24 protein-coding genes, 1 tRNA gene and 1 pseudogene are annotated in these 24,375 nt (G+C 66.2%); 15 read left to right on the forward strand and 11 right to left on the reverse strand.

The features are described from left to right. Positions 1 to 142: 142 nt before the first annotated feature. Positions 143 to 1,546, reverse strand: a complete 1,404-nt coding sequence (locus NO366_RS07765; RefSeq protein ID WP_256533759.1) for an O-acetylhomoserine aminocarboxypropyltransferase/cysteine synthase family protein — start codon at positions 1,544 to 1,546, stop codon at positions 143 to 145. A gap of 216 nt (positions 1,547 to 1,762) precedes the next feature. Between NO366_RS07765 and NO366_RS07770 the strand changes: the two genes are divergently transcribed. From NO366_RS07770 to NO366_RS07785, 4 genes are all read left to right on the forward strand, one after another. Then, complete coding sequence (locus tag NO366_RS07770) at positions 1,763 to 2,263, forward strand: plastocyanin/azurin family copper-binding protein (protein WP_256533760.1); 501 nt, start codon at positions 1,763 to 1,765, stop codon at positions 2,261 to 2,263. A gap of 233 nt (positions 2,264 to 2,496) precedes the next feature. Then, positions 2,497 to 3,609, forward strand: coding sequence for a pyridoxal-phosphate-dependent aminotransferase family protein (locus NO366_RS07775; RefSeq protein ID WP_256533761.1), 1,113 nt, complete (start codon positions 2,497 to 2,499; stop codon positions 3,607 to 3,609). Between the two features lie 152 nt (positions 3,610 to 3,761). Further along, positions 3,762 to 6,011, forward strand: coding sequence for a hypothetical protein (locus NO366_RS07780; protein WP_256533762.1), 2,250 nt, complete (start codon positions 3,762 to 3,764; stop codon positions 6,009 to 6,011). 50 nt (positions 6,012 to 6,061) lie between these two features. Further along, complete coding sequence (locus tag NO366_RS07785) at positions 6,062 to 7,345, forward strand: DUF6498-containing protein (RefSeq protein WP_256533763.1); 1,284 nt, start codon at positions 6,062 to 6,064, stop codon at positions 7,343 to 7,345. A 157-nt stretch (positions 7,346 to 7,502) separates the two neighbouring features. Here NO366_RS07785 and NO366_RS07790 read toward each other — a convergent pair whose 3' ends face one another. The 3 genes from NO366_RS07790 to eif1A all read right to left on the reverse strand — a co-directional run bounded on the left by NO366_RS07790 (position 7,503) and on the right by eif1A (position 10,002). Next, the gene (locus tag NO366_RS07790) at positions 7,503 to 7,862 is read right to left on the reverse strand and encodes a DUF7513 family protein (protein WP_256533764.1); all 360 of its coding nucleotides are present in this window, start codon (positions 7,860 to 7,862) and stop codon (positions 7,503 to 7,505) included. Then, positions 7,859 to 9,430 (reverse strand): Na+/H+ antiporter NhaC family protein, encoded by a 1,572-nt coding sequence (locus NO366_RS07795; protein ID WP_382273926.1) that lies wholly within the window; start codon positions 9,428 to 9,430, stop codon positions 7,859 to 7,861. The genes NO366_RS07790 and NO366_RS07795 overlap by 4 nt, the downstream gene beginning before the upstream one ends. Before the next feature lie 284 nt (positions 9,431 to 9,714). Beyond that, a complete protein-coding gene (gene eif1A / locus NO366_RS07800; RefSeq protein WP_256533765.1) occupies positions 9,715 to 10,002 on the reverse strand; it encodes a translation initiation factor eIF-1A in 288 nt (95 codons plus the stop codon). Positions 10,003 to 10,135: 133 nt separating this feature from the next. Between eif1A and NO366_RS07805 the strand changes: the two genes are divergently transcribed. Then, on the forward strand, positions 10,136 to 10,315 hold the full coding sequence (locus tag NO366_RS07805; RefSeq protein ID WP_256533766.1) for a DUF7470 family protein: 180 nt from the start codon (positions 10,136 to 10,138) through the stop codon (positions 10,313 to 10,315). A gap of 46 nt (positions 10,316 to 10,361) precedes the next feature. On the opposite strand, the gene NO366_RS07810 is transcribed toward NO366_RS07805, so the two are convergent. Then, a complete protein-coding gene (locus tag NO366_RS07810) occupies positions 10,362 to 12,335 on the reverse strand; it encodes a DUF460 domain-containing protein (RefSeq protein ID WP_256533767.1) in 1,974 nt (657 codons plus the stop codon). A 91-nt stretch (positions 12,336 to 12,426) separates the two neighbouring features. Then, positions 12,427 to 13,362: a ribonuclease Z gene (rnz, locus tag NO366_RS07815; RefSeq protein ID WP_256533768.1), complete on the reverse strand. Its 936-nt coding sequence runs from the start codon at positions 13,360 to 13,362 to the stop codon at positions 12,427 to 12,429. A 177-nt stretch (positions 13,363 to 13,539) separates the two neighbouring features. On the opposite strand from rnz, the gene NO366_RS07820 reads away from it, so the two are divergent. The 3 genes from NO366_RS07820 (at position 13,540) to NO366_RS07830 (ending at position 15,966) form a co-directional block, all read left to right on the forward strand. Beyond that, positions 13,540 to 13,665 (forward strand): hypothetical protein, encoded by a 126-nt coding sequence (locus NO366_RS07820; protein ID WP_256533769.1) that lies wholly within the window; start codon positions 13,540 to 13,542, stop codon positions 13,663 to 13,665. A gap of 111 nt (positions 13,666 to 13,776) precedes the next feature. Next, the gene (locus NO366_RS07825; protein WP_256533770.1) at positions 13,777 to 14,862 is read left to right on the forward strand and encodes a DUF7282 domain-containing protein; all 1,086 of its coding nucleotides are present in this window, start codon (positions 13,777 to 13,779) and stop codon (positions 14,860 to 14,862) included. Between the two features lie 99 nt (positions 14,863 to 14,961). After that, positions 14,962 to 15,966, forward strand: coding sequence for an AAA family ATPase (locus NO366_RS07830; RefSeq protein ID WP_256533771.1), 1,005 nt, complete (start codon positions 14,962 to 14,964; stop codon positions 15,964 to 15,966). Between the two features lie 121 nt (positions 15,967 to 16,087). On the opposite strand, the gene NO366_RS07835 is transcribed toward NO366_RS07830, so the two are convergent. Next, positions 16,088 to 16,555 (reverse strand): type II toxin-antitoxin system VapC family toxin, encoded by a 468-nt coding sequence (locus NO366_RS07835; RefSeq protein ID WP_256533772.1) that lies wholly within the window; start codon positions 16,553 to 16,555, stop codon positions 16,088 to 16,090. Then, on the reverse strand, positions 16,552 to 16,806 hold the full coding sequence (locus NO366_RS07840; protein ID WP_256533773.1) for an AbrB/MazE/SpoVT family DNA-binding domain-containing protein: 255 nt from the start codon (positions 16,804 to 16,806) through the stop codon (positions 16,552 to 16,554). Before NO366_RS07840 ends, NO366_RS07835 begins: the two co-directional genes overlap by 4 nt. A gap of 167 nt (positions 16,807 to 16,973) precedes the next feature. Here NO366_RS07840 and NO366_RS07845 point away from each other — a divergent pair, with 167 nt between their 5' ends. Further along, positions 16,974 to 17,411, forward strand: a complete 438-nt coding sequence (locus NO366_RS07845; RefSeq protein ID WP_256533774.1) for an acyl-CoA thioesterase — start codon at positions 16,974 to 16,976, stop codon at positions 17,409 to 17,411. Between the two features lie 857 nt (positions 17,412 to 18,268). Here NO366_RS07845 and NO366_RS07850 read toward each other — a convergent pair. Beyond that, positions 18,269 to 18,490, reverse strand: a complete 222-nt coding sequence (locus NO366_RS07850) for a hypothetical protein (RefSeq protein ID WP_256533775.1) — start codon at positions 18,488 to 18,490, stop codon at positions 18,269 to 18,271. Positions 18,491 to 18,564: 74 nt separating this feature from the next. After that, positions 18,565 to 19,656 (reverse strand): methyltransferase domain-containing protein, encoded by a 1,092-nt coding sequence (locus tag NO366_RS07855; protein ID WP_256533776.1) that lies wholly within the window; start codon positions 19,654 to 19,656, stop codon positions 18,565 to 18,567. Positions 19,657 to 20,082: 426 nt separating this feature from the next. On the opposite strand from NO366_RS07855, the gene NO366_RS07860 reads away from it, so the two are divergent. After that, positions 20,083 to 20,643 (forward strand): TATA-box-binding protein, encoded by a 561-nt coding sequence (locus NO366_RS07860; RefSeq protein ID WP_006671604.1) that lies wholly within the window; start codon positions 20,083 to 20,085, stop codon positions 20,641 to 20,643. Positions 20,644 to 20,839: 196 nt separating this feature from the next. Continuing rightward, positions 20,840 to 21,343 (forward strand): annotated as a pseudogene (locus NO366_RS07865) (hypothetical protein); the annotation flags it as partial. A gap of 52 nt (positions 21,344 to 21,395) precedes the next feature. Here the strand turns inward: NO366_RS07865 and glnA are convergent. After that, a complete protein-coding gene (glnA, locus tag NO366_RS07870; protein ID WP_256533777.1) occupies positions 21,396 to 22,751 on the reverse strand; it encodes a type I glutamate--ammonia ligase in 1,356 nt (451 codons plus the stop codon). Positions 22,752 to 22,876: 125 nt separating this feature from the next. Between glnA and lrp the strand changes: the two genes are divergently transcribed. The 4 genes from lrp (at position 22,877) to NO366_RS07890 (ending at position 24,335) form a co-directional block, all read left to right on the forward strand. Beyond that, positions 22,877 to 23,341, forward strand: coding sequence for an HTH-type transcriptional regulator Lrp (gene lrp, locus NO366_RS07875; protein WP_256533778.1), 465 nt, complete (start codon positions 22,877 to 22,879; stop codon positions 23,339 to 23,341). 233 nt (positions 23,342 to 23,574) lie between these two features. Beyond that, the gene (locus NO366_RS07880; RefSeq protein ID WP_256533779.1) at positions 23,575 to 23,955 is read left to right on the forward strand and encodes a Rid family detoxifying hydrolase; all 381 of its coding nucleotides are present in this window, start codon (positions 23,575 to 23,577) and stop codon (positions 23,953 to 23,955) included. A 2-nt stretch (positions 23,956 to 23,957) separates the two neighbouring features. After that, positions 23,958 to 24,170, forward strand: coding sequence for a DUF7981 family protein (locus NO366_RS07885; RefSeq protein WP_256533780.1), 213 nt, complete (start codon positions 23,958 to 23,960; stop codon positions 24,168 to 24,170). Positions 24,171 to 24,253: 83 nt separating this feature from the next. Then, positions 24,254 to 24,335, forward strand: a tRNA-Ser gene (locus tag NO366_RS07890). Positions 24,336 to 24,375: the final 40 nt, after the last annotated feature.

The raw sequence follows: 24,375 nt of genomic DNA on the forward strand, positions 1-24,375 counted from the left end.
GATGGCCGGCGGGACAAATAATCTAAATCGGTGCACGCGAGTGCGCGCAGTCGCGTGCCCCATACCGACGAGTGCAAGCGGGACGCCCGCAGGGTTGTCCGTCGAGAGCGGTTTGCAGGTGCGCGAGGGAGACTCGGCTCGGTTACGGGTTGGACGCCATCGACGTCGCACGCTCGATGGCGCGCTCGACGTCCGCGAGCAGGTCGGCCGGATCCTCCAGCCCGACGGAGACGCGGACTAGATCCTCGGAGACGCCGGCGTCGGCGCGCTCCTGAGGGGTGAGCTGTCCGTGCGTCGTACTCGCCGGGTGGATGACGAGCGTCTTCGCGTCGCCGACGTTCGCGAGGAAGGAGGCGAGTTCGACCGACTCGCAGAACCGTTTTCCGGCCTCGTACGCGGAGGGACCGGTCTCGTCGTCACTCCGGTCCCCACTACGTTCGCCGTCGGTCGCACCCGCCAGGCCGAAGGCGATCATCCCGCCGTAGTCGTCCAGGTACCGGGTCGCGTCGTCGTGTGTCTCGTGTCTCTCGTGACCCGGGTAGGCGACACAGCCGACGTCCGGGTGATCGGCGAGGTAGTCGGCGACGATGGCGGCGTTCTCGCAGTGGCGGCCCATTCGGAGTGGCAGGGTTTCGAGTCCCTGCAGGGTGTGCCAGGCGTCGAACGGCGACTGCCCGTTGCCCAGACTGCGAACCGCACGGAAGCGGGCTGCCGCGGCGAACGGGGCGTCGGGAAAGTCCCGACTGAAGTCCACGTCCGCGTACGCGGGATTCTCTCCGGCGAGTTCCGGAAATCTGTCGGCGTGTTCCGTCCAGGGGAAGGTTCCGCCGTCGATCACCACGCCGCCGATCGTCGTTCCGTGACCGTGGAGCCACTTCGTCGTCGAAGACCAGACGATGTCGGCGCCGTGGTCGAGCGGCCGACAGAGCGCCGGCGTGGCGAACGTGTTGTCGACGACGAGGGGGACGCCGTGCTCGTGGGCGATGGCCGCGATTCGCTCGAAGTCGGGCGTGACGAGCGAGGGGTTGCCGATCGTCTCGACGTGAACGAACGCCGTGTCGTCGTCGATGGCGGTCTCGTAGGCGTCCGGTTCGAGCGTCGGGACGAATCGCGGTTCGATCCCCCGGCGTGACGCCGTCGAGCGGAGGTACGCGGTCGTCCCGCCGTAGGTGTCAGTCGAGCAGACGACGTTGTCGCCTGCCGACGCCAGCGGCAGCGTGATCGCGTCGAGGGCAGCCATTCCGCTCCCGGTCGCGACGGCACCCGTACCGCCCGCGAGGTCGGCCATCCGTGCTTCGAGTGTCGCGACCGTCGGGTTGCTGATTCGCGAGTAGATGTGGTCTGTGCGGTCTAAGGCGTAGCGGGCCGCCGCGTCGTCGGCGTCGTCGAAGACGTACGACGTCGTCTGGGCGATCGGTGTCGCCGCCGCACCAGTCGCCGGATCCGGCCGATGTCCCGCGTGGAGACTCCGCGTCCCGATCCCGGACTCCGTCGCCGGCGTCCGACCGTTGGCTGCGTCGTCGTCCGTCGAGCCGTCCTCTCGCATGTTTTGTGGTTATACATACCGGAGTATGTATGCACGACAGTAACGGCAAACGTTACCTGTCCCGCCCCGAGGTGTGCGGTCGTCGGCCCCTCCTTCGGCCTCGTCGGTTTCGATTCCTCGAACGAAAGCGGCCGATTCTTTGTGAACAATGGTACCGAGTGGCGTTCTAGTTCGGTAACGGTCCGTTTTTACCCGTTCGTACCCAACGTGGCGTCGATGGCACCACCACACGACGTCTCGCGGCGGACAGCGCTCAAACTGGCGGGTGCGGCTACGTCGGCGACCGTCCTCGCGGGGTGCGGGAGTAGCGATCCGGAGGACGGCTCGGGCGGCTCGGGCGGATCAGGGGGGAGCGGAAGCGACGGAAGCGGTGGCGGCGGAGACGAGTACACGATCGACCCGGGGACGGAGATCATGTTCGCGGGTCTGACGACGCACTGGGAGGGTAACGCGCCGTCGTCGATCGAGGGCGTTCGGAACCCGACGCTGGTGCTGACGGAGGGTGAGACGTACACGATCGGGTGGAACGAGGGCAACGGCGCGGGCCACAACATGGAACTGCGCGACGACAGCGGCTCGGTCGTCGACGACCTGGCGACGGAGATCGCGATGGAGCCGGGCGACGACCAGGTCCTGGAGTTCGAGGCGACCAGCGAGATCACGACCTACCGCTGCCGGCCCCACTCGGGCATGGAAGGCTCGATCGTCGTCGAGTAACCGACCGCGCCGGACCGATCGTTCTTCGAATTTTCACCCCGTGAGTGTGAGGGCAGATCGACCGGAACGAACGGCGGGTCGACCGTCACTGCGGACGCCCGTTCCCGGTGCGGACCGAGACGCTGGTCGACGGATCCCGCCGCCGTCTGCCGTCGCTGGTTCACACCAACGATCGCGCCCATCACAAGGACCATACCCTGTCGCGTTCCAGTACCCGGTGTGTCGGTGATTCCGTGACCGAAAAACGCGAATACAGAGACGACTATCCCGAGAAGACGCTGTACATCCCCGGACCCACAGAAGTGCGCGAGGACGTCCTCGGGGCGATGTGCGAGCCCCAGTTCGGCCACCGCATGGACCGGATGACGGACCTCTACACGACGATCGTCGAGGACACGAAGGACTTCCTCGACACCGACCACCACGTCATCGTCCTCACCGCCTCGGGCACGGCGTTCATGGAGAGTGCGATCCAGAACCTCGTCGACGAGCACGTCCTCTGTACGACCTGCGGGAGTTTCTCGGAGCGTCAGGCCAACGTAGCCGAGCGCCTCGGCAAATCGGTCGACACCCTCGAGTACGAGTGGGGCGAGGCCGTCAAACCCGAGGACGTCCGCGAGCGCCTCGAAACGAGCGAGAGGGACTACGACGTCGTCACCTGCGTGATGAACGAGAGTTCGACAGGGGTGCGCAACCCGGTCGAGGCGATCGGCGACGTCGTCGCCGAGTACCCGGACACGTACTTCGTCGTCGACGCGGTCTCCGCGCTGGGCGGCGATTACGTCGACATCGACGACCACGGCATCGACGTCGTCTTCACCTCCGTCCAGAAGGCCTTCGCGATGCCGCCCGGCCTCGCGGTCTGTGTCGTCAGCGACGCCGCTTACGAGCGCGAGGTCGAATCGGACTCGGCCGCGTGGTACGGCGGCTTTCAGCGCACGATCGACTACTACGAGCGCAAGGGACAGACCCACTCGACGCCCGCCATCCCGATCATGCTCGCCTACCGGAAACAGATGAAGCACATGCTCGAAGAGGGTCACGCCGCCCGCGACGAGCGCCACCGCGAGATGGCCGAGTACACCCGGGAGTGGGCCCGCGAGCACTTCGATATGTTCCCCGAAGCGGGCTACGAGTCCCAGACGGTGAGCTGTATCGAGAATACGCAGGAGATCGACGTCGCCGCGACGATCGAGGCCGTCAGCGAGGAGTACGACATGGTCTTCTCGAACGGATACGGCTCAGCACTGGGCGAGAAGACGTTCCGCATCGGTCACATGGGTGAGCACGATGTCGAGAGCATTCGGGCACTGACGGACACGATCGAGGACGTCGCGGGGTTGTAGGGTCGGTAACCGACTCACTACCGCGAGCGAACCTGCGGCGCGACGCATGCCCGGTGGGGCGTGAGGAGCGTTTCTGTTTGTCGGTCCGCGCAGTCCGTCCGTCGCCCTCGTATCACTAGGGATTTGTTTCTGTAGGAGAGTGTTCGAGACCGATGCGGGGGCACACGTACACGTTCGAGACTGGTTCCAGACCGAATGCCGACGTCGCAAGCGAAATCGAAGCCGTCATCGAACGACTCGACGGCGACGGGTCCGTCGACGACTGCCTGGACAACGTCTACTGGAAACCCCATCGAAGCACGTACGCCGGGGCGTGGACCGACGTGGCCCCGCCGGGTGCGATCGAGACGCCGCAGGTGGCGAAGACGTCGACGGAGGATCACAGCTACAGCGGCGAGGCCCGCTTGTACCGTCGATTCGACGGCGAGTACGTGGCCGTCGACGTCTTCAGCACGCTCCCGGACAGTTTCTGGGCGGTCGCGGACTACCTGGCCGCGAATTACGACCTCGTACCGGCCCTCCAGGACGGCCACTATCGGCTGTTTTCGGCGGACCGGCGGCTGCCGGGGTGTCGCGAGTCGCCTCCGGCCGACCCGGAATCGGACCGGGAGGCGGCGCTGTTCGCCGTTCTCCGTGACGAACGCGACGCCCTCTCGCACGAGGAGGCGGTTGCGTTGTTGGACGTCGACGAGTACTACCACCTGCTCGCGACGAAATTCCCCGACGCAGTCGCGGACGCGGATGCCGCGGTCGATCGGCGGATCCTCGAGTGGCTACGGAGCGACGATTCGGCCCTGCAGTCGCGGGCCGTTCGGTGGATCGGCGCGGTCGCGTCTCGCCCGACCGATCGCTCTTCGGAGACGGCGCCCGCGGGCAAAGACCGGACGAGCCACACTCCTGATGCCGTTCCCTCGATCGACGGTATCGACACGTTCGAACGGTTCGTGCGTGCGCTCCCGTCGGTCGACGTGACGACACAGCGGCTGGTCGCGCGCACCCTCTGGGAGCCGTGGACGCTGAGCGCGGAGACGTTCCCCGAGCCTGACCACGTGAGCGCCCTCGCAGGACTTCTCGACGCCGAGTTGCCGGAGATCCGAGTGGCGGCGCTTCACGGTACCAGTCGCGTCCTCGGCGAACTCGTCGTCGCTGCCGAGACCGACGACGAGGGGCCAGCCTCTCTCGGGGAACTGGCACCCGCGATCGAGGCGTTCTACGATGCCTACGTCGCCGCCCTGTCGGACGAGCACCCCGTCGTTCGAGCGCGGGCGGCCGATCTGATGGTATCCGTCCTCGGCGGGGAACTCCGGGACGACGTGACGGTCGTCACCGAACGGCTGCTGACCGAACTACCCCTCGAGACCAGGGCGGACGTCGTCTTCGGTCTCGCCAGATCGAACGAAGAGCGCGAGGCGATCGCCACTCGAATCGCCGACCAGAACGTCGAGAACCTGTTCGAGCGCGCGTTCGACGAGAGTCCCGAGGCCGTCGAGGCGCTCGTCTTCTACGGGTACGAGGAGCGGGGGCCGGCGTGGCGGGGTGCGCGAGAAGCGCTGGCGACGCTGGCGGCGGAGAACCCGACGGTCGTCGCGGATCGGGTCGACGCACCGATCGCGGCGGTTAGAGACGGCACCGCGATCGCCGCCGACCTCGAACTGCTGACCGAGTTGGTGCCGATCGCGGCGGACGAGATCGCGTCCGTCGGCGACGAGCTGGCGGCGCTCCTCGACGGCCCGACCGCGGTGCGAGCCGAGGCGGCCTGGACGATCCACTCGCTGCGAGCCGACCGTCCGACCGCCGTCTCGGTCGATCGGGAGACGATCGTCGAGGTGATCGCCAACGTCCGGGACGAGAACGACTGGCTCGTGCCGGAACGCCTGCGGCGTCTCGCGGTCGCCGCCCCGGATCGTGCCGTCGACGTCCTCGCGACGCTCGCCGGCGACGTCTCCCGATCGACTGGCGAGGGGGTCGGGACGCGTCGATTCGCGGACGCGGTACAGGCGGTTTCGAAGGCGGACCCGTCGGTGGTGGCGCGGGCCGCCCCCGACGTCTGCGACGCGTTGTCGACCTTCAACTCGTACGATTACGGCGCCTTCGTCGGTGTCGCACGGGCGGCGGTCGCCCGACCGGCCGCGTTCACCGGGACCGTCGACGCCCTCGTGGACGCGCTCGCGACCGACGACGAGTTGACGCGCGAGGCGCTGGCGACGACGCTGATCGCCGTCGGTGAGCACGACCGTACAGCGCTGCCGTCGACCGTCGGGCCGCTGTGTGAGCGCGCCGAAGACGCCTACGACCCCGACGAACTCGAACGATACGCGGAGCGCGACGGCCTCTCGTTCAGTCGAGACGCCGCGGGACCGCTCGCCGCGATCGACGAGACGACGTTCGACGCGACCACGTGACTCGGCAGAAGAGCAACCATTTACTGGTCGCGGGTCGGCGCAGTAGGTACATGGACATCGGTCGGGAACGCGGGACCCGTTCGCAACGAGCGTTACTCGCCGTTCTCGTCACGAACCTCGTCCCGCTCGTGGGCGTCTTGGCGTTCGGCTGGCGGGCGGCGACGCTCGTGGTCATCTACTGGTTCGAACTCGCCGTCGTGGGCGTCTGGGCACTCGTCCGGGCGCTGTTCGCCGGCCGGCCGTCCGAATTCGACCGCGACGCCCTGCTCGTCGGGGTGTTCGCGGATCGATCCGCCGCCTTTCCGCTTCCGCGGACCGACGTCGGGATCCAGCTCTCGACGCTCCCGGTACTCGTCGTCCTCGGGCCGATGCTCGCCGCGATCTGGTTCGGTACGGGCGTCGTCGCCGTCGGTCCGCTCGGGGATCGGGCGCTCGACCCAGCTGTCATCGAGACAGTGTTGTACGCCATCCTGACCATCTTCTGTATCGAGGGTGGTCGAACGGCGCTCGAGTACTTTTTCCGCGGGGGCTATCACGAGTACAGCGCTCAGACGGCGATCCAACCCATCTTCGTGCGCTGTTGCGTACTCTTGTTCGTCGGGATGGGGGCGTCGTTCGCCGCGGCCGTCGCCGATCCGTCCGTGGCTCGCGACGACTCGCTCTCTGCGGTCGATCCGTCGATCGCCGGCACCGCGCTGGTCGTCAGCATCGTACTCGTCAAGTTCGGATTCGATCTCCTCGCCATCTACCGCGACCGACTGACGCGGCTGGGAAACTCACTCGGCCTGGATCACCTGACGTCGGGGGCTTCCTCGGCGGGCGACGAGAGCACCGTGGTCGAGGTCGTCCCGCGAGCGGACCGGCGAGTCCGGCCGCCGGTCGGAGGCCGACTGATCGCGACCACAGCCCATCTCCGCCGGTTCCCCGGTGCGTGGCTCGTCGGGGCGTTTCCCGGCGTTCTGGCGCTCCTGTTTGCCATCGGCGGGCTCTGGCCGATCGTGGCTGGACTCGCGGTTCTGTCGGTCTCCGTCCCGATCCTGCTGGTCCACCTCGACTACTGGCTGCGATACGGTGGCGTCGAGTACCGCATCGACGACGGGTCCATCGTCGCGTACGATCGCCTGTTCCAGTCACCGCTGTGGCGCATCGACGCGTGGGACGAAGCGGACGTTCGGGTCGAGCGTGACCGTCTCGACGCCGTCTTTGATACGACCACGGTGGTGATCGAACTCACTGATCGGGCGGTGTCACTCCCAGGTCTCCGAGACCCCGATCCGATACTGGCCGTCTTCGACCATCGATTTCCCCGCAGCGAGTTGGCCAGTACAGCCTGACCCATGGTGGCGGCCGCGGTCCAGCGGAGCGACGCCGTCCGTGCCAGTTGCGCTTTGGGCCCCACGACTCGTGGCCGAGCCAGGGGCTGTCGAATTCGTGACCCGCCGGTTCAATCAACCGAAACCGAGGCGACCGTCATCACGGGGACGGCGCCGTTCAGCCGGCGTAGGAACTCTCGCCGACGACAGCGACGAACTCGCCGCGCCCGGTCGCGGTCGACTCGTCGAATTCGGTGATTCGCACGCGGAGCTGCACGTCGACGTGCTCCGGCCCGGCGCCCTCGACGTAGAGGCGGGTGTCACCGATGTCCGCGACGCCGACGCCCGTGGATTCGGCTGCCGTCTCCGCGTCGGTCTCGGCTTCCGTCGCCGCGGCTGCAGCAGGGGTCGCCCCATCGCCATCGCCGGCGTGCTCGTCGTACCGGTGGACGAAGACGTTTACCTCGTCGCCCACGGTGAGCGAGGGCGTCGACGTCCGGAATCGCCAGCCGGCGAGGTACTTCCCGATGAGGCTCATACGCGCGACACCTCCGTAGACTCGCGGTCGATGGTGTACTCACGGCCGAAGCCGGTGATCGCCGCGAGGACGAACACCGCCACGAGCACCCAGCCGTGGAAGACGTACGGGACGACGTCGATCGGGTTGATGACCATCGCGTCGGTGAAGAACTCGAAGTCGGCGGGTAACTCCTGCATCGTCGTGTAGCCGACCAGCACGCCGCCGGACCACGGGAAGATGTATCCCAGTGCCGACGTCTGCGCGTCGAGGATGTTCGCCCGGCGGTAACCGTTGATGTTGAAGCGCTCGCCGACCTTCGAGATGTAGGGGCCGATCGCGACCTCGGCGGCGGTGTTGATCGTGATCGTCGCGTTGATGAGCGCCGCCGAGCCGACCATCACCAGTTCAGCCCTGCGGACGCTCGTTGCGAGCCACTTGAGCGACCAGTCGAGGACGGCTTGGAACGCCCCGCCGCGGATCATGATCTGGGCAGCGGCGATGATGAACAGGACCAGGATCGAGAGCGTGAAGAAGCCGGCCGCGCCCTCGACGAGGCTCCCGGTCACCGCGGCGCTCGTGTCTGGAGCGGGTTCGAAGGTCTCGACGATCGGGAGTCCACCGAGAAGGTCGGCTCCGGGTGCATTGTTCGGGGCCTCGAAGGTGAGCATCTCACCAGCGGGTGCGAGTCCCAGAACCAGGTTAGCACCGACGGCGACGACGATCCCCCAGGAGATTGCCTCGACGATGTGTCGGCCGGAGACCGCCGTGATGATCACGACGCCCATCGAGAGCAGGTGGATCAAACCAACCGGATTGCTCTCGTCACTCAGAATATCGCCGGCGTCGGCGACGATGTCCGCCCCGGGCATGACCGACCCCGCGGCGATGTATCCGAGAATGGCGACGACCGCGGCGACGATTGCGTACTTGAATCGCGAAGCGACGACGCCGCCGATGTCGGAATCCTGCGTGACGGCGCTGACGATCGTCGTGTCGCTGACCGGTGCCAGATTGTCGCCGAAGATGGCTCCCGAGAGGATCGCGCCGAAGAGCAAGACGGGATTCGCCCCAAGGACGAGCCCCGCCGGGAAGAACAGCGAGACGAACGCGATCGTCGTCCCGTAGCCGGTGCCGATGCCGGTCGCGAGCAGCGCCGCAAGGACGAACGTGATCGCGGGCACGAGCGTGCCCGTCACACCGGCCGCCTCGGCGAACCAGAGCAGGCCGCCCACGAACTGACCCGCCTGTAGCGTCTCCGCGAACATGCCCGCCCAGACCCAGGCGACGATTGCCGTCACCGCGACCGGCTGGGTCATCCCTTCGAAGATCGTGCTCGCGTAGCCGCGCCAGGAGCCTTTCACGAAGAACATCCCGGCGATCAGCCCGATGAGAATCCCGAGGACGAGCCCACGTTCGCTCGAGATCCGTAAGAATGCGGTCTGGAAGATCGCCCACACGATGAAGAAGAGGATCGGCACCGCGCTCATCCCACGACCGCCGTAGAAGTCGATCGTCGGTCCCTCGGACGAATCCTGCAGATTCCCGGTCAGTTCCTCCGTCTCTGCCGCTGGATCGTCTTCGTTCACGGTGTGACCACATTCTCGCGAGAGATTCACGCGCTACATATATCCTTCGCACCGTTTATACCGTCTAACCAACTGTCTGGGGCCAGGAATAGAGGTGACTGTCATGGGTGATGGACCGGTATTCCAGGGTACCGATTGCGAGGCGAAACTCGGTTCGTTCGCGCCGTCGCCACTCCTCGTCGGGTGTCGGTTCCTGGCTTCAAGCGGTCGCTGAACGCCGACGTGTCACCGGAGTGGCCGTCCAGAAGTGACCCTGCGGGTTCGTACCCGGCCGCTCCACTCGCTCACTGGATGTGGCCTTCGCGACGGAGCTGGTCTGCGTCCGATTTCTCGTAGCGCCACGTGATGTCCGCCTTCTCGTCCTGCCAGTCCCACGGGGAGACGAGGACGACGTCGTCCTCGCGGATCCAGATTCGCTTTTGCATCTTGCCCGGAATGCGGGCCGTTCGTTCCGTCCCGTCGGCACAGCGCACCGTGACTCGGTTGGCGCCGAGCATGTCCGTGACGGTCGCGAACACCTCGTCGTCGTCGGGCATCCGGAGGTTCTTGCGACCGCCCTCCTCGTCACTCATGAGCGCGAGTTCGGGCTGGAGGCGTTTAACTGTTAACGGTCCGGCGAGACGGTCCGCGACGGATACCGGGCGCCGCCCGTGCCGATCCGGCACGAATCAGCGTCTTTATTCCGTCGGCCCGGCCAGTCGGCGTATGCTCGACAAACTCGGCGCGAGTGGAGTGGCTGGAATCGTGCTGTTGCTGGCCGGACTCGGCGTCATCGGCCTGTTCTACTGGGAAGTCGCCGTCGGACTCGTGCTCGTCCTCGCGGGGATCGCGCTGATCGCGAAGGGGCTGATCACGTCCGTGATGCAGTCGTTCGGGATGTTCTAAACCGGTTTCGCGAACCGCGGCCGTTCGGTCGGCGCGCTCGCGTCGCTCACGCCTCGTGGTCCCCGGCCCGGTGCTCGCTGATGACCCGATCGACCATCGAGGCCTTGCGCGACCGTTCGCGTTCGCGCGCCCGTTCGCGCCAGTCTTCGATAGCGGCTTCGACGTCCGACTCGCGAGCGACCGCGAGTTCGTCGACCTCCTGCATCGCGACGTCGTCGGCGGGTGCGACCGGGATCCCGGCGTCGAATAAGATTCGGTCGGCGACATCGGAGAGCCCGCCGGCGTCCCGGAGGACGATGCGGGGTTCGAACTCGGCGAGCAGCGTCGCCGTGGAGCGACCGGCGCCGCTGGCGTCCCGGAGGTAGACCACGTCGTCCGGGGCGAGTCCGTACGCCTCGTCGGCCGCGTGGATGGCGTCGCGGCTGAACTTCTCGATCACCTTCACGGGCACGAGGCCGGCCTTCTTCTCCGCGACGTCGGCGAAGTTCGAGTGATCGAGCTTCCAGAGGGCCTTCATCCGCTCGACCGTGTCCTCCAGGGCCGCGACAGCTTCGCGCGCATCGTCGCGCTCGCGTTCGAGCTGGTCGGCGCGACGGCGCAGGCGGGTCACCTCGCGGTCGGTCCTGACCTCGCGACGCGCCTCGCTCCTGGCCGTCTCGAGGTCGGATTCGAGCGACTCGATGCGCTCGTCCCGGTCTGCGAGGTCCTCCTGGAGGTCCGAGACGTGCTCTTGTAACCGCTCGACCTGGTTCTCGAGGGCGTTGATGCGCTTTTCCTCCGCCGTGAGCTCGCGCGGTTCGTGCGTCTCCTCGGCCGTGTCGGGCTGGTCGTCGTCTTGCAGGTCGGCCAGGACCGCTTCGACGGACTCCTCGCCGGCGACGACGCGGTCGATGACGACGCCGCGGTCGATCCCCGGCGGCACCTTCGCGGTGATGCGTTCGAACTGGTCTTCGTGGGCGTCGACGGCGAAGAGGGCGGCCGCGAGCGCGTCGCGCTGGTGATCGTCGTCGTAGGGATGGTCGCGCGTCCGGTGTTGTTTCTCGTCGATCGGCAGGTCGCGTTCGGGGGTCCACCCGGCGGCGTCGAAACTTCGCCGGAAGGACTCGACCGTCTCGGGCATCGGCGTCACGTCCGCCGCGACGACGACCGGACGGCCGCGCTCGACGATCCACTCGATCACGTCCGCCGCGTCCGACAGCCGCGAACTCCAGACGTCGTGAACCTGGCCGTCGAGCGAGACGACGGCGACCGCGGTCGTCGTCCCGGGATCGATTCCCACCACGACGTACTCGAGGCGCTTCGCCAGCGGTCTGAACTCGATGCCGTCGCGGCGTTCGCGTTCGATCTCGACGCGGACGTCGCCGGCGCGGGACGCCGAGACCGGGATCTCCTCGGGGCGGGCCTCGACGGTGAAGACGGCGTTGGCGAACCCGCCGTAGGCCTCCCGTACCTCGCGCTCGTAGTCGAGGTTCGCCCGGTCGAGTTCGGATTCGACCTCGCGCGCTCGTTTCTTGACGGAGCCGTGGATCCGGCGGGTGTAGCGGTCCTCACTCCAGCCGCCGCTGCCCGTCGAGCGCCCGCGCGAGACCTTGACCGTGGTCGTGTCGGTGAACGCGGAGACCTCCTGGCCGACGTTGTGGGCGGCGAGCCTGGCGGCGGCTTCGGCCTCCTGCATCGGATCGGAGCCGTAGGGGATCCCGTGACGGTTCGCGACGCGAGAGAGCGGCTCGGGTCGCTCGTCGCCGGTCACCTGTACCAGTCTGGTCTCGGTTGGGAGCGACCCCAGGAAGTGAACGAGCGCGTCCTTGTCCGCGGCGAGTTCGTACATGTTGTCCGTGGCGACGATCGCCGGTTCCCGGTCGGCGATGAGTCGCCGGAGCTTCCGGTGGGAGACGACGTCTCGCTCGACGCCGTCGTCGGTGAGGACGGCGAGCGCGTAGGAGGCGTCGCCTCGAACGTCGCCCTGGTGGACGTCGACGCCGAAGACGACCGAGTCGAGCGCACTCGTTCGCGTGTGCACGCCCGCCGATAGGGCCGGATGGCGTATAAATGCGACGCGGCCCGCGGGTGGTGGGACGGTGATCCGCCAGAACGTCGGTCGGCCGGTCCGATCAGGAATCGGTGTACGGAATCTCGATTTCGTCGCCGTCTTCGGGCAGACACACGCGCGCTGGGTCGCCCGCGAAGGTCTCTCTGGCCTCGGTGAGGTGCGCAGACGGGTCGCCTGCGTACCGCGAGGAGAGGTGAACCAGGGCGAGGCGCTTCGCGCCGGCGCGGTTTCCGATCTCGGCGGCCTGTCGGGCCGTCGAGTGGGCGGTGTCGCCGGCGCGGTCGGCGCGGTCGTCAGCGAAGGTCGCGTCGTGGATCAGGAGATCCGGTTCGTCGGCGACGGCGACGGTCGCCGCCGTGGGTCGGGTATCACCGGAGTAGACGAGGCTGCGGCCCGGGCGGGGCTCGCCGACGACCTGCTCCGGGCGGACGACGGTACCGTCCTCGAGTTCGACCGGATTTCCCTCGTGCAGCTGCGAGAACTTCGGCCCGACGGGAACGCCGAGTTTCTCCGCGTGCTCGCGGTCGAATCGGCCCTTGCGCTCGTCCTCGACCAGGGCGTAGCCGACCGACCGGGTGTCGTGGTCCGTTCGGAACGCACGAACCTCGTACTCGTCGCCGCGGTAGGCCACGTCGCCGTCGCTCACTTCGGTGATCTCGACGGGGAACGACACCCGGGTGTCGAGCGCGAACGCCAGTTCGCGCACCTGTCGGCGCGTTCCACGCGGGACGTGGACCGTGAGCGGCCGTTCACGGTCGTTGAAGTCCATCGTCTGCAACAGCCCCGGAATCCCGAGGACGTGATCGCCGTGAACGTGCGTGACGAACAGCTCCGAGACGTCGAAACCGGTCCCGTAACGCATGAGCTGTCGCTGTGTCCCCTCGCCGGCGTCGAAGAGCAGCGAGTCGCCCTCCCGGGCGACGAAGATCGAACTCGGGTTGCGAGCGACCGTCGGCACGGCCCCGCTCGTCCCGAGGAACGTCACGCGTAACGTCATCGAGAGGGGCTCGGACGTGCGGGGGTAAACCCCCTTCGAAACGGGGGCCGACGGGGCACACTGTGTGAGCCGTCCGCTCACCGTTGGCTCCGGGCGCTAGCCCGTTCTGGAGGATCACTCCACCGGACCAACAGGTTCGCGTTCACGACGAACGGCGCGTTCGCGGGTCACGGCGGCGTGCAACTCGAACTGCCGTCGAGCGCCTGCGTCGGGGCCGACGAGCCCTGGGTCGCTGTCGCCGACGCGGCGGTCGCATTCTGTGAGGAGATACTCCTCTCTGAGTGGGATTTATTAACCCATTAACGTAGATCGAATAATATCCTTCAACTGAACGTGGGAAACAGTTATAGAATTTCGTGACGAAGGGCAAGTAAAGTACGTGCGGTACGTACCCATCCCTACGCACCGTTTCGCATGTCACGTACCGTCTCTCTCGGACGTCTCAAACTGGTATTCGCCCTCTTGATCGCCGTGAGCGTCGTCGTGGGGGCCGGGCTCGTGGTGGGACAGGCGCCCGAACTCTTCGGCGCCGACGTGGCGACGGAACCCGAGGGGTCGATCGCGTTCGAACAGCAGGAAGCCGACGGTCAGTCCGTCGAAATTTCGTCGGTCACACTCTCAGACGGCGGATTCGTCGTCGTGACGGACGAATCCGACGCGGTCGTCGGTGTCTCCGATCACCTCTCGGAGGGGAGTCACGACAACGTCACCGTCAACGCGACCGAGGAGGCTGCGGGGTCGCTCTACGGTAGTCTGACGGCGACGGCGTACCTCGATAGTACCGACGACGGCGAGTTCGACCCGCGAACGGACGACGGCGCCAGTGATCGCCCGTACGTCGTCGACGGGTATCCGCTCACCGAGACGGCGTCGGTGACAGCCGTCGAGCGGCCGGACGACGTCGAGCGTTCGTTCGTCGTCACGTCGCTTTCGGGGCCCGATGCGGGCCGGACGAGCCAGACGGTCGACTTCGTCGCCGAGATCCGCAATCCGACGCCCAACGAACTCCGTCAACACGCCGCGTTCCGCGTCGACGGCGACCTCTACGAACGCAAGGTGTTCTCGCTCGCCGCGGACGAGACGCGCGAGGTCACCTTCGAGGTCGATCTGGCCGACGTCGGGGAGGGGTCCCACACGTACGGCGTCTATACGGAACGCAACGGGTCTCTCGGGGAGATCGACGTCGAGTACGACGGTCCGGCGCACGTCACCGTTTCGAACGTCTCGAGAACGACGATGGTCGTCGAAGCTGGCGTCCCCGCCGGCGGATACGTCGCCGTCGAGAACGACAACGGCACGCGCCTGGCCTCCAGCGACCGCCTGGCGCCGGGGATCCACGGGGAAGTCGCACTCGACGTCGGAAACGTCACACCCGGTACGAACCTCACCGCGATCGTCTACCGCGACGATCCCGCCGCGGGCGCGGAGCCGACACCCTACGAACTCGACGGTACTCCGGTTCGGGCCACGGTACAGGCACCAGAGGCCGAGTCGGACTGAGTCGGTCGACCCGTCTCGGCACAGCGTCGGAACTCGATCGCGTGACGAACGCGACGCCAACCGACCGATTCTTACGGCGGCCACTCCTAGCTCGCGTCGATGGATGCGCCGCTGTGGACCGAGGCGTACGCCCCTTCGCTCGCGGAACTGCCGCAGGACGACGCGCGCGAGACGCTAGAACGGACCGTCGACGAGCCGCTCAACCTGCTGTTGCAGGGGCCGCCAGGGAGCGGCAAGACGGCGGCCGCGCGGGCGCTCGCCCGCGAAACACACGATAATCCGGATTCCGACCTGATCGAGATCAACGTCGCCGACTTCTTCGGCCGGACGAAGACGGAGATCAAAAACGATCCCCGCTTCGAGGGCTTCCTCGTCGGCCGCTCGGACATGTCCAAGCGGGACATGATCAACCACGTCCTGAAGGAGTCGGCGAGTTACGCGCCCGTCGCCGGCGACCACAAGACGCTCTTGCTCGACAACGCCGAGGCCGTCCGCGAGGACTTCCAGCAGGCGCTGCGCCGAATCATGGAGCAACACCACCGGACGACCCGATTCATCGTCACGACGCGCCAGCCGTCGAAGCTGATCCCCCCGATTCGCTCACGGTGTTTCCCCGTAACCGTCCGGGCGCCGACCAGTGAGGAGATCGTCTCCGTCCTCGAACCGATCGTCGAGGCTGAGGCGGTCGACTACGACGCCGACGGCCTGGAGTTCGTCGCCGGCTACGCCGGCGGGAACCTCCGCGAGGCGATCCTCGCCGCCCAGACGACGGCCGTCGACGCCGACGAGATCACGATGAGCGCCGCCTACGAGGTCCTCGGCGAGGTCGGCCTCGGCGAGGAGATCTCGGCGATGATGGACGATGCTGAGACCGGCGCGTTCACCGATGCCAGGAAGACGCTAGACGACCTCCTCGTCGACGAGGGGCTGGACGGCGGGGAGGTACTCGACGCGATCCTCGAACAGGGTCGCAAGCGCTACCAGGGCGAGCGCCTGGCCGAACTCCACAGCCTTGCAGCGGACATCGAGTTCGACATGCAGGAAGGGACCAGCGACCGGATCCACGTCTCGCACCTGCTCGCGGAACTCGGTCGGGAGACGTAAGTAGCTCATGCGGGCTGGCCAGAGAGACTGATGCTCGTGACTTTCGTCGCCGCAATCGACAGTGCCGTCACCGGACAGTCACGTCGCAACCGTCGTGTCGCGAATCGGGCTGGCGCTTCGATCAGTTGCTTTCACCGACGGTGTGAAAGTCCTCGAGTACGTCCGTCGGTACTGGATTACGGTACTCGACGGATTCGGTTTCGCAGAGAGCTTCGAAATCGCGATCGGTCGTTAGCAGGACGTCGGCGTCCGCTTGCCGGGCCAGCGCGACGTAAAAGCAATCGTAGACGTCGTGATTCTTCTCCGCGCTGATGTCGTAGGCGTCCAGAACGGTTCGATCGTCGACGCCGACGAACTCGATCGGATACTGGAGGAGCGACGAAACGGCGTTTCGCGCCTCGTGCGTTTCGAATCCCAGGTCTTCTAGTACCCACTGAATCCGAAGCGGAAGATAGCCAAATCCCAGCAGCGTATCGTGTCCGTCTAACGCTGGCGTGAGCATGTCCGAGACGAACGGATGTCCAGGGTGGTCGTCGACGAGCAGGATCGAGACCGCGTTGAGATCCGGGAGAATTCGGCGTGCGTTCATCTGTCACCGAACGTCGCTTCTCCAGCGTCGCGAAATGCTTCGTCTCCCCATTCTTCTCCCCGCGTGAGGGTCTCGAGAGCGGGGAGCTTTCGCTCGAGACGGATCGTCCCTCCATCCCGAACGACCTCGAATTCCGTCCCGTCCTCCAGATTCAGATCGTCTCGAAGCCCCTTGGGAATCGTGAGCCGACCGCGATGGTTCAACTGAGCGGTGCCGTACTGCTCGCCGGATTCGGAATCCGTTTCTCCCATGGTATCACCGTCGTTCGAACGAAGGAGATGGATCACCATAAAATCCTGGGAGGGAGTAGGTCTGATTTGATTGTGGTGACTTATGTAGTCGGGCTGTATTCTTCTGATAGCCAGACGGGGAATATGTGCGGCGCCAGTCTATTGACCAGACGGGACGTTGGTCTGGTATGCCGACGCTTCTGGACACACGCATCCGGAATCGCTTCCCCGTCGAACCGCACCACGCGAACAGCCTGGGGACGCTCCACGGTGGGAATTTGATGCGGTGGCTCGACGAGGTGGCGACGATGTCGGCGACGCGCTTTGCCGGCGAAGCGTGCGTCACGGCCGGGGTGACAGAACTCGCCTTCGAGCGACCGCTCCACGTCGGCGACACGGCGCTGGTCGAGGCGTACGTCTACGATGCAGGTGAGACGAGCGCTGACGTCGCGCTCCGGGCCTGGCGGGAGGATCCGCGAACGGGCGACACCGAGCGGACGACGGCCTCTGCGTTCACCTTCGTCGCGATCGACGAGTCGGGAGAGACCGTGCCCGTCCCCGATCTCACCGTCGAGACGGACGATGGCGAGCGACTGCGCGAGCGGGCCGTGTCGGCGGTCGAGTGACACCCGCCAGAGCGCGTGTCCCCGACTCGATCCGTCCCGTCCCCGGTCGTTCGACGACCGATCGGGACGCCCCGACGGCGCCCAGACCGTCGATACCGGGCGCCGACCGTCCGTCACCGGGTCCCGCCGGTCGGCTCGCTGGTCTCGTTCCGCTGAGTGTCCTCGCGCACCGTCCGGACCTCGGTCAGCGTCAGTCCGCAGCCACAGGGCCCGACGGTGTGCGCGTGTGGGCCCGAGGACGTGATCCGCACGACCGGACTTCCGCAGACCGGACACGGTGGGAACGGACACGATTCGGGATCGGGGACGTCGGTCAACGGGTCGCCCCGGCTAGCATCGTTGCGACGGTCTCACCGTCCAGCGGACAGTCACTGGGAACCGCGGTGTGCAGCCGCGGTTCGAGCGTCCGAATCGTGATCACGGGTTCGTCGCTGTGCGGACACGGCGGGTGATTGTGACTTATGTCTACTGGCAATGGGGCGTATTTTGGTATCTAAACCATCGACGGAACCGTTCTCGTTCTCTCGAACGTTCGTGAGGGACGCGCTTCGATAGGGGGTGTTCGGAGGGCGATCTGGTTCGTCTTCTTCCACTGTTCGCGTCCGGGTCGTGCGTCGCGACGACGGCGTCGGACGCCACCGCACCGGGTCCGGTTTCGTCCTGTCGCGGTGATCCGTGGCGATTCCGCGACCGCGTGGAAGGGCGTTTCTCTCACCAGTCAACACAGGTGGCCTCGATCTGGGGCGTACACGGTCGAGGTGGCTGGGTAAAAGGGTCGCTTACGGCTCGACGGCTCGCTCGCGGTCGGTCGGTTCTTCGTCGACAGCCGCGGCCGGGGCGATGCCCGACGTGCGTCGTCAGTCGAGGCCGTAGTCTTCGAGCGAGTGGTAGTGTTTCCACGCGCCGATGACCTCGTCGGTGTCGAACTCGAGCGTGCCGTCGACGAGTTCGAGGGTGACGGTGTCCTCCTCGATCTCCGTGTCGTGGAGGTGCAGTTCGATCTGGGCGTCGAAGTCAGAGACGTTGACCATCAGTTCACCGTTCTCCTGGAGCCGGTCGCGAAGCGTCTGTGGGTCCATCGCGTTCGTATAGTGGCGATCGGACACAATAAAGCCGCATCTGGTCCCCGACACGCGGGAACGACCGACTGCACTCACGAGGGAGCGGTTGCTGGACCGAGCACCAGCACGTACCGCGTCAGCGATCGATGGACGCGCCGCTCGAAGGATGCCTCGATCGACCAACCGACCTCGCGCGCCGCTTCGGCCCACGAGCGGTCGGCGACGAGGACCGCCCGATCGGCGACGCGACGGGCTTCTGTGAGCGCACCAGCCACGAGGTCGTCCAGCCGGTGGGTCTCGATCTTCGACTGGCGGCCGTAGGGCGCGTCGAAGACGACGGCGTCGACGGCGTCGTCGGCGAGGGCGAGGCGCGTTCCGTCCCCGCGAGCGACGTGCCAGTCGCCACAACCGACGCCGACCGGCGACGGCCCCTCGCGGTCGAGAAAGTGTTCGAGATTCTCGCGCGCGCCGCGAACCATCTTTTCCTGCGCGTCGGTGCCGATCACGTCCGCGCCGACGAGGCCCGCCTCGACGAGGACGCCGCCGGTCCCGCACATCGGATCGAGGACAGTCCTTCCGGAGCGCGCGCCGGCGAGATTGACGACCGCGCGGGCGAGCAGCGGATCCATGCTCCCCGGCTGGAAGAACGGTTTGTCGGTCGGCCGGCGATCACCGTAGTCGCGGACACTCTCCGCTTCGAGCCAGCCGAGCGCGCAGACGGAGCGCCGGTCGGTGGACGACTTCGTGGACGCATTTGCCCCACTGGCCCCGTCGGCGGTATCGTCGAGGAGTTCTCCCGCCGAAAACGCCGCGCGAAGCACGTGGTCCGGGTCGTCGAGGTCCACGTCGAACCGGCGATCGACGAGGACCTGTCCGAGGGTGCGCTCCGCCGCGGCGGTGTCCACACCGCTCGTCCCCTTCACGTCGGTCGCGCGGACGGCGACGGTCCCCTCACGGTCGAACGAGGCCGCCTCCAGGAGGGCACGAGCGCTCCCGACGTCGGCGTCCGTGTGTCCCACGAGGTCGCTCGCGCGGTGGGTGTACGCGAGCCCGCGAACCCGGTCGACGGAGATGGCCTTCGCGACGGCGAGCCCCGGCGCGAGCGGGTCGACGTCGACCGCGGCGCTCTCCGCCTCGTACGCCGCGAAGGCGTCGTCCTCGCCGCCGAGTTCGAGGAGATACACGACAGTGAGTGACGCCGCGCGATGTATGAGCGTACCGCTTTTCCCGATTCGGCGTCGGCATACCGTCGCCGGTGATCCGATGCCAGCGATTCAGTCGCCGTGTCGCGATGCGCCGAGACGGTAGGCCCTTCGGCGCGATACGGCTGCCACGTGCGACGAAGACGAGTACGGTGCTTTCGGCCGTCTTCAGCGCGTCAGCCACGTGGCATTCACGCCGGCCCCTGGAACCCACCAAGTGCACACGTCGCAACTGTTGCCGGTCCGGGACGGTACCCGCCCAGACTCGACGCCCGCCAGACCCTGTCGTGATCCGCTCACGCGCTGGTTGTGACCGTTTCACGTGTGTCCCGATCGGTCGACGCCAGTGACCGATCAGCGAACGGTACCAACCTTTATAAAGGTTAAATACGTCTTTTTAAGCGACCAATGACGGATCCGAAGGACACCATAAACATCGAAAACGTGGTGGCGTCGACCGGTATCGGGCAGGAACTCGACCTCCAGAGCGTCGCGATGGACCTCGAAGGGGCCGACTACGACCCCGAGCAGTTCCCCGGTCTCGTCTACCGCACCCAGAATCCCAAGTCCGCGGCACTCATCTTCCGCTCCGGGAAGATCGTCTGCACCGGCGCGAAAAGTACCGACGACGTCCACGAGAGCCTGCGCATCGTCTTCGACAAGCTGCGCGAACTCCAGATTCAGGTCAACGAGGACCCCGAGATCGTCGTCCAGAACATCGTCACCTCGGCCGATCTCGGACGCAACCTGAACCTGAACGCGATCGCCATCGGTCTCGGACTGGAGAACATCGAGTACGAACCGGAGCAGTTCCCTGGCCTCGTCTACCGTCTCGACGAACCGGAAGTCGTCGCGCTGCTGTTCGGCTCCGGCAAACTCGTCATCACCGGTGGCAAAAAGCCCGAGGACGCCGAACACGCGGTCGACAAGATCGTCTCGCGCCTCGAGGACCTCGGGCTGCTCGAGTAGGACGACACGCTGTCGGACCGTTCCCACCGGTACGCACCGATACTTCGCGGGCCTATAACTGTGGGAGACGGACTGGAACCTGGTCGTCCCGGTTGCGCACGATCCGCCGGTGACGCCCCGTCTCGCACACCAGCATGTCGGACCACGATCCGTCGCCCCGGGGACGCTCGTCTGTACGAGTTTCTCCCCGACCGGACTGGACCGGCAGCTACAAAGTCCCCGCTCTCGACAGTTCCGCCGAGGAGCGATGACCGACGACGCCACGGACCGCGACGACGAGAGCCGAGCTGGGACGGAGCCGTCGGGAGCCCGCCGAACCGGCGACCGGGTCGACGACCCGGCAGCCCTGCGCGAGGAGATCGAGCGACTCCGTGCGGAACTCGAGGATCTGGAGGCGGGAGTCGACGAGCGAACGGTCGAGCGGGAGACGCTGGAGGCAGACCTCAGACGCTACGTTCGTCGCCGCGTCAGACGCGGTCACGCCCACGGCTGGGGTCCGTACCTCGTGTTGCTCTACGGGACGGCTATGACGATCGCGGCGTACTACTTCCTCTCCGATGGGATGGCGGTCCTCGCGATGTTCGTCGTCTGGACGTCGACGCTCGGCGTCTACGTGTTGATGGTCGTGTTCGGACTGACACTCTCGATTCTCGGCCTTCCGGGCCGGGCCAGAAACGCGATCGGCGACTGGCGATCCTGATCGGTGTCCACGGCGGATCGTTCGCCCGAATACACGTCTCGTTCGAGTCGACTCAGAACGTCTCGAGGTACCGATCGAGCTCCCACTGAGAGACGTCGACGAGGTAATCCTGGAACTCCTGGCGCTTGGCCTCGACGAACTTTTCACTCACGTGCTTGCCGAGGGCGCCTTTGATAACCTCGTTGTCCTCGAGCGCGTCGATCGCCTCGCCGAGGTTCGACGGGAGCGTCTCGATGCCGTACTCCTCGCGTTTGGCCTCGTCGAACTCGTAGATGTTTTCACGGACCGGGTCGGGCGCGTCGAGGCCGCGTTCGATGCCGTCGAGTCCGGCGTGGATTAGCGCGGCGAGGGCGAGGTAGGGGTTACACGACGGGTCGGGGAAGCGGGCTTCGACGCGCGAGGCGGCGGGGACACGCGCGGCGGGTTTACGGATGAGCGCAGAGCGGTTGCGGTCCGACCAGGCGACGTACACCGGCGCCTCGTAGCCCGGAACAAGGCGCTTGTAGCTGTTGACGGTCGGGTTCGCGATCGCGGTGATCGCGGGGGCGTGTTCGAGGATACCCGCCAGGAACGAGTGGGCCGTCTCGGAGAGGTCGAACTCGTCGTCACCGTCGTGGAAGGCGTTCTCGCCGTCCTCGGTGAACAGCGACAGGTGGGTGTGCATACCCGAGCCGTTGATCCGCGGAATCGGTTTGGGCATGAAGGTCGCGTGGAGGTCGTGCTGAGCGGCGATGGCGCGGACGACCGTTCGGAACGTGGCGACGTTGTCCGCCGTCGAGAGGGCGTCGTCGTACTCGAAGTTGATCTCGTGTTGCCCTTCGGCGACCTCGTGGTGGCTGGCCTCGATCTCGAAGCCCATGTTCTCCAGGCCGTAGATGATGTCGCGGCGCACGTCGCTGGCGAGGTCCTTCGGCGCGACGTCGAAGTAACCGCCGGCGTCGTTGGTTCGCGTCGTCGCGCGTCCCTCGTCGTCCTCTTCGAAGAGGAAGAATTCGGGTTCCGGGGCGGCGTTGACGGTGTACCCCAGTTCACTCGCGCGGTCGAGCGCGCCCTTGAGAACCGTTCGCGGATCACCGGCGAACGGCTCGCCGGTCGAGGTGTCGACGACGTCGCAAATCATGCGCGCTGCGGCACCCTGTTCGTTCGTCCGCCACGGGAGGATGGCGAACGTCTCCGGGTCCGGAATGAGTCGCATGTCCGACTCCTGAATGCGAACGAAACCCTCGATGGACGACCCATCGAAGTAGATCCCTTCCCGGAACGCCTTCTCCGCCTGACGGGCCGGAACCGAGACATTTTTTACAACTCCGAGAATATCAGTAAACTGGAGCCTGAGAAAGTCGATATCTTCGTGTTCGATCGTTTCGAGCACCGATTCTTCCGTGCTTGTGAGATTGCCGGTTGTCATCCGATGTTCGTCTTTCACATCCATCCCCTCCACTAAAACCCTACTGATCCACGCAAATCCTCGATCTACGAGACGAAAACATACATTCGTAAAGTTATAGTGGGTGGAATGAGTAGCGCCAGTTGATGACGTACGAAAATCTGGACTCGAAGTTGGTGAATGCCCTACTGGGGGACGGGCGGGCGAGTCTCCGGAGCCTCGCGGAGGACCTGGACGTCTCGGTGACGACCATCTCGAACCACCTGTCGGACCTAGAAGACGGCGGCGTGATCGACGGCTACACGCCGCGCGTCGACTACGGTGCGCTCGGCTACGACGTCACCGCCATCATCCAGCTCAAGGTCGAGGGCGATGCGCTCCCCGAGATCACCGACCGGCTGCGCGAGCACCGACAGATGACCTCCGTGTACGAAGTGACTGGCGACTACGACGTAACCGCGGTCGGCAAGTTCATGGATACCGACGGCATGAACGAGCAGATCAAGATGCTACTGACCGACCCGGACATCAAGGAGTCGAACACGAGTGTCGTCCTGAACGCCGTCACCGAGAACGAGCAGTTCGACCTCGAACTCGACGACGAGGAGTGAACGGCGAACGGCCGTGATAGCAGGTCCCGATCGAATACCGCCGTCCGCGGCTGACCAACCCATTTTGTCCCCGACTCGGAGCCCCTTCTGGCGAAATTCCAGCGACGGCCGCTATAGCGGACGGTGCGACGGCTGCGCCATCCCCCTCGGTCGGCGGCCCGCACGGACTCGACGAACGATCACCCGATCCGGTTTCGCCGCCATTTATATTCTGCGCCGCCCCAGCACCACGCATGAAGCGTGTAATCAGCACGGACGACGCACCGGCCGCGGTCGGTGCCTACAGCCAGGCGACGACCAACGGCTCGATCCTCTTCACCGCGGGTCAGATTCCGTTGACGCCCGACGGCGAGTTGCTGGACGACGAACCCATCGCCGTCCAGACCGAGCAGGCACTCGATAACCTCGTCGCGATCCTACAGGAGAAGGGCGCGACGCCTGCCGACGTCCTCAAGACGACGGTCTTCCTCGCCGACATCGACGACTTCGACGAGATGAACGAGACCTACGCCACCTACTTCGACGACGAGCCGCCGGCCCGCAGCGCGGTCGAGGTGGCCAACCTGCCCAAGGGCGCCGGTGTCGAGATCGAGGCCATCGCCAACCTCGAGTAGGCGTGCATCCGCGCGCGAAGTCCGCCCTCCTGTGGGGGATCGTCGGCGGACTGACCTTCCTGGTGCTCGCTCTTGGAGTGGTGGGGTTCGAGACCGTCGAGCTATCGATCGCGCGTGTACTCGCCGTCGGGTTCGTCGTGACCGGCGCCACCGCAGCGGTGACCTACCGGTACGAGCGCCGACTCCGCAGGTGGGCGAGCGAGCACGGCCGCTAACCCGTCGCGATACACTCGCCGACCCCACGCCGTCGACCGACCTCGCAAGACTTATTCGACCCAGTCGGCAACCTACGGGCGGAGCCAGGATGGCCGAACGGTAAGGCGCACGCCTGGAAAGCGTGTTCCCTTTCGGGATTCAGGGTTCAAATCCCTGTCCTGGCGTCCAATAAAAGGTTTAGATCCAACACTGATAAAGGGTCTA

Origin of the sequence: Halovivax cerinus (genome assembly GCF_024498195.1) — an archaeon.
Taxonomy (GTDB): Archaea; Halobacteriota; Halobacteria; order Halobacteriales; family Natrialbaceae; genus Halovivax; species Halovivax cerinus.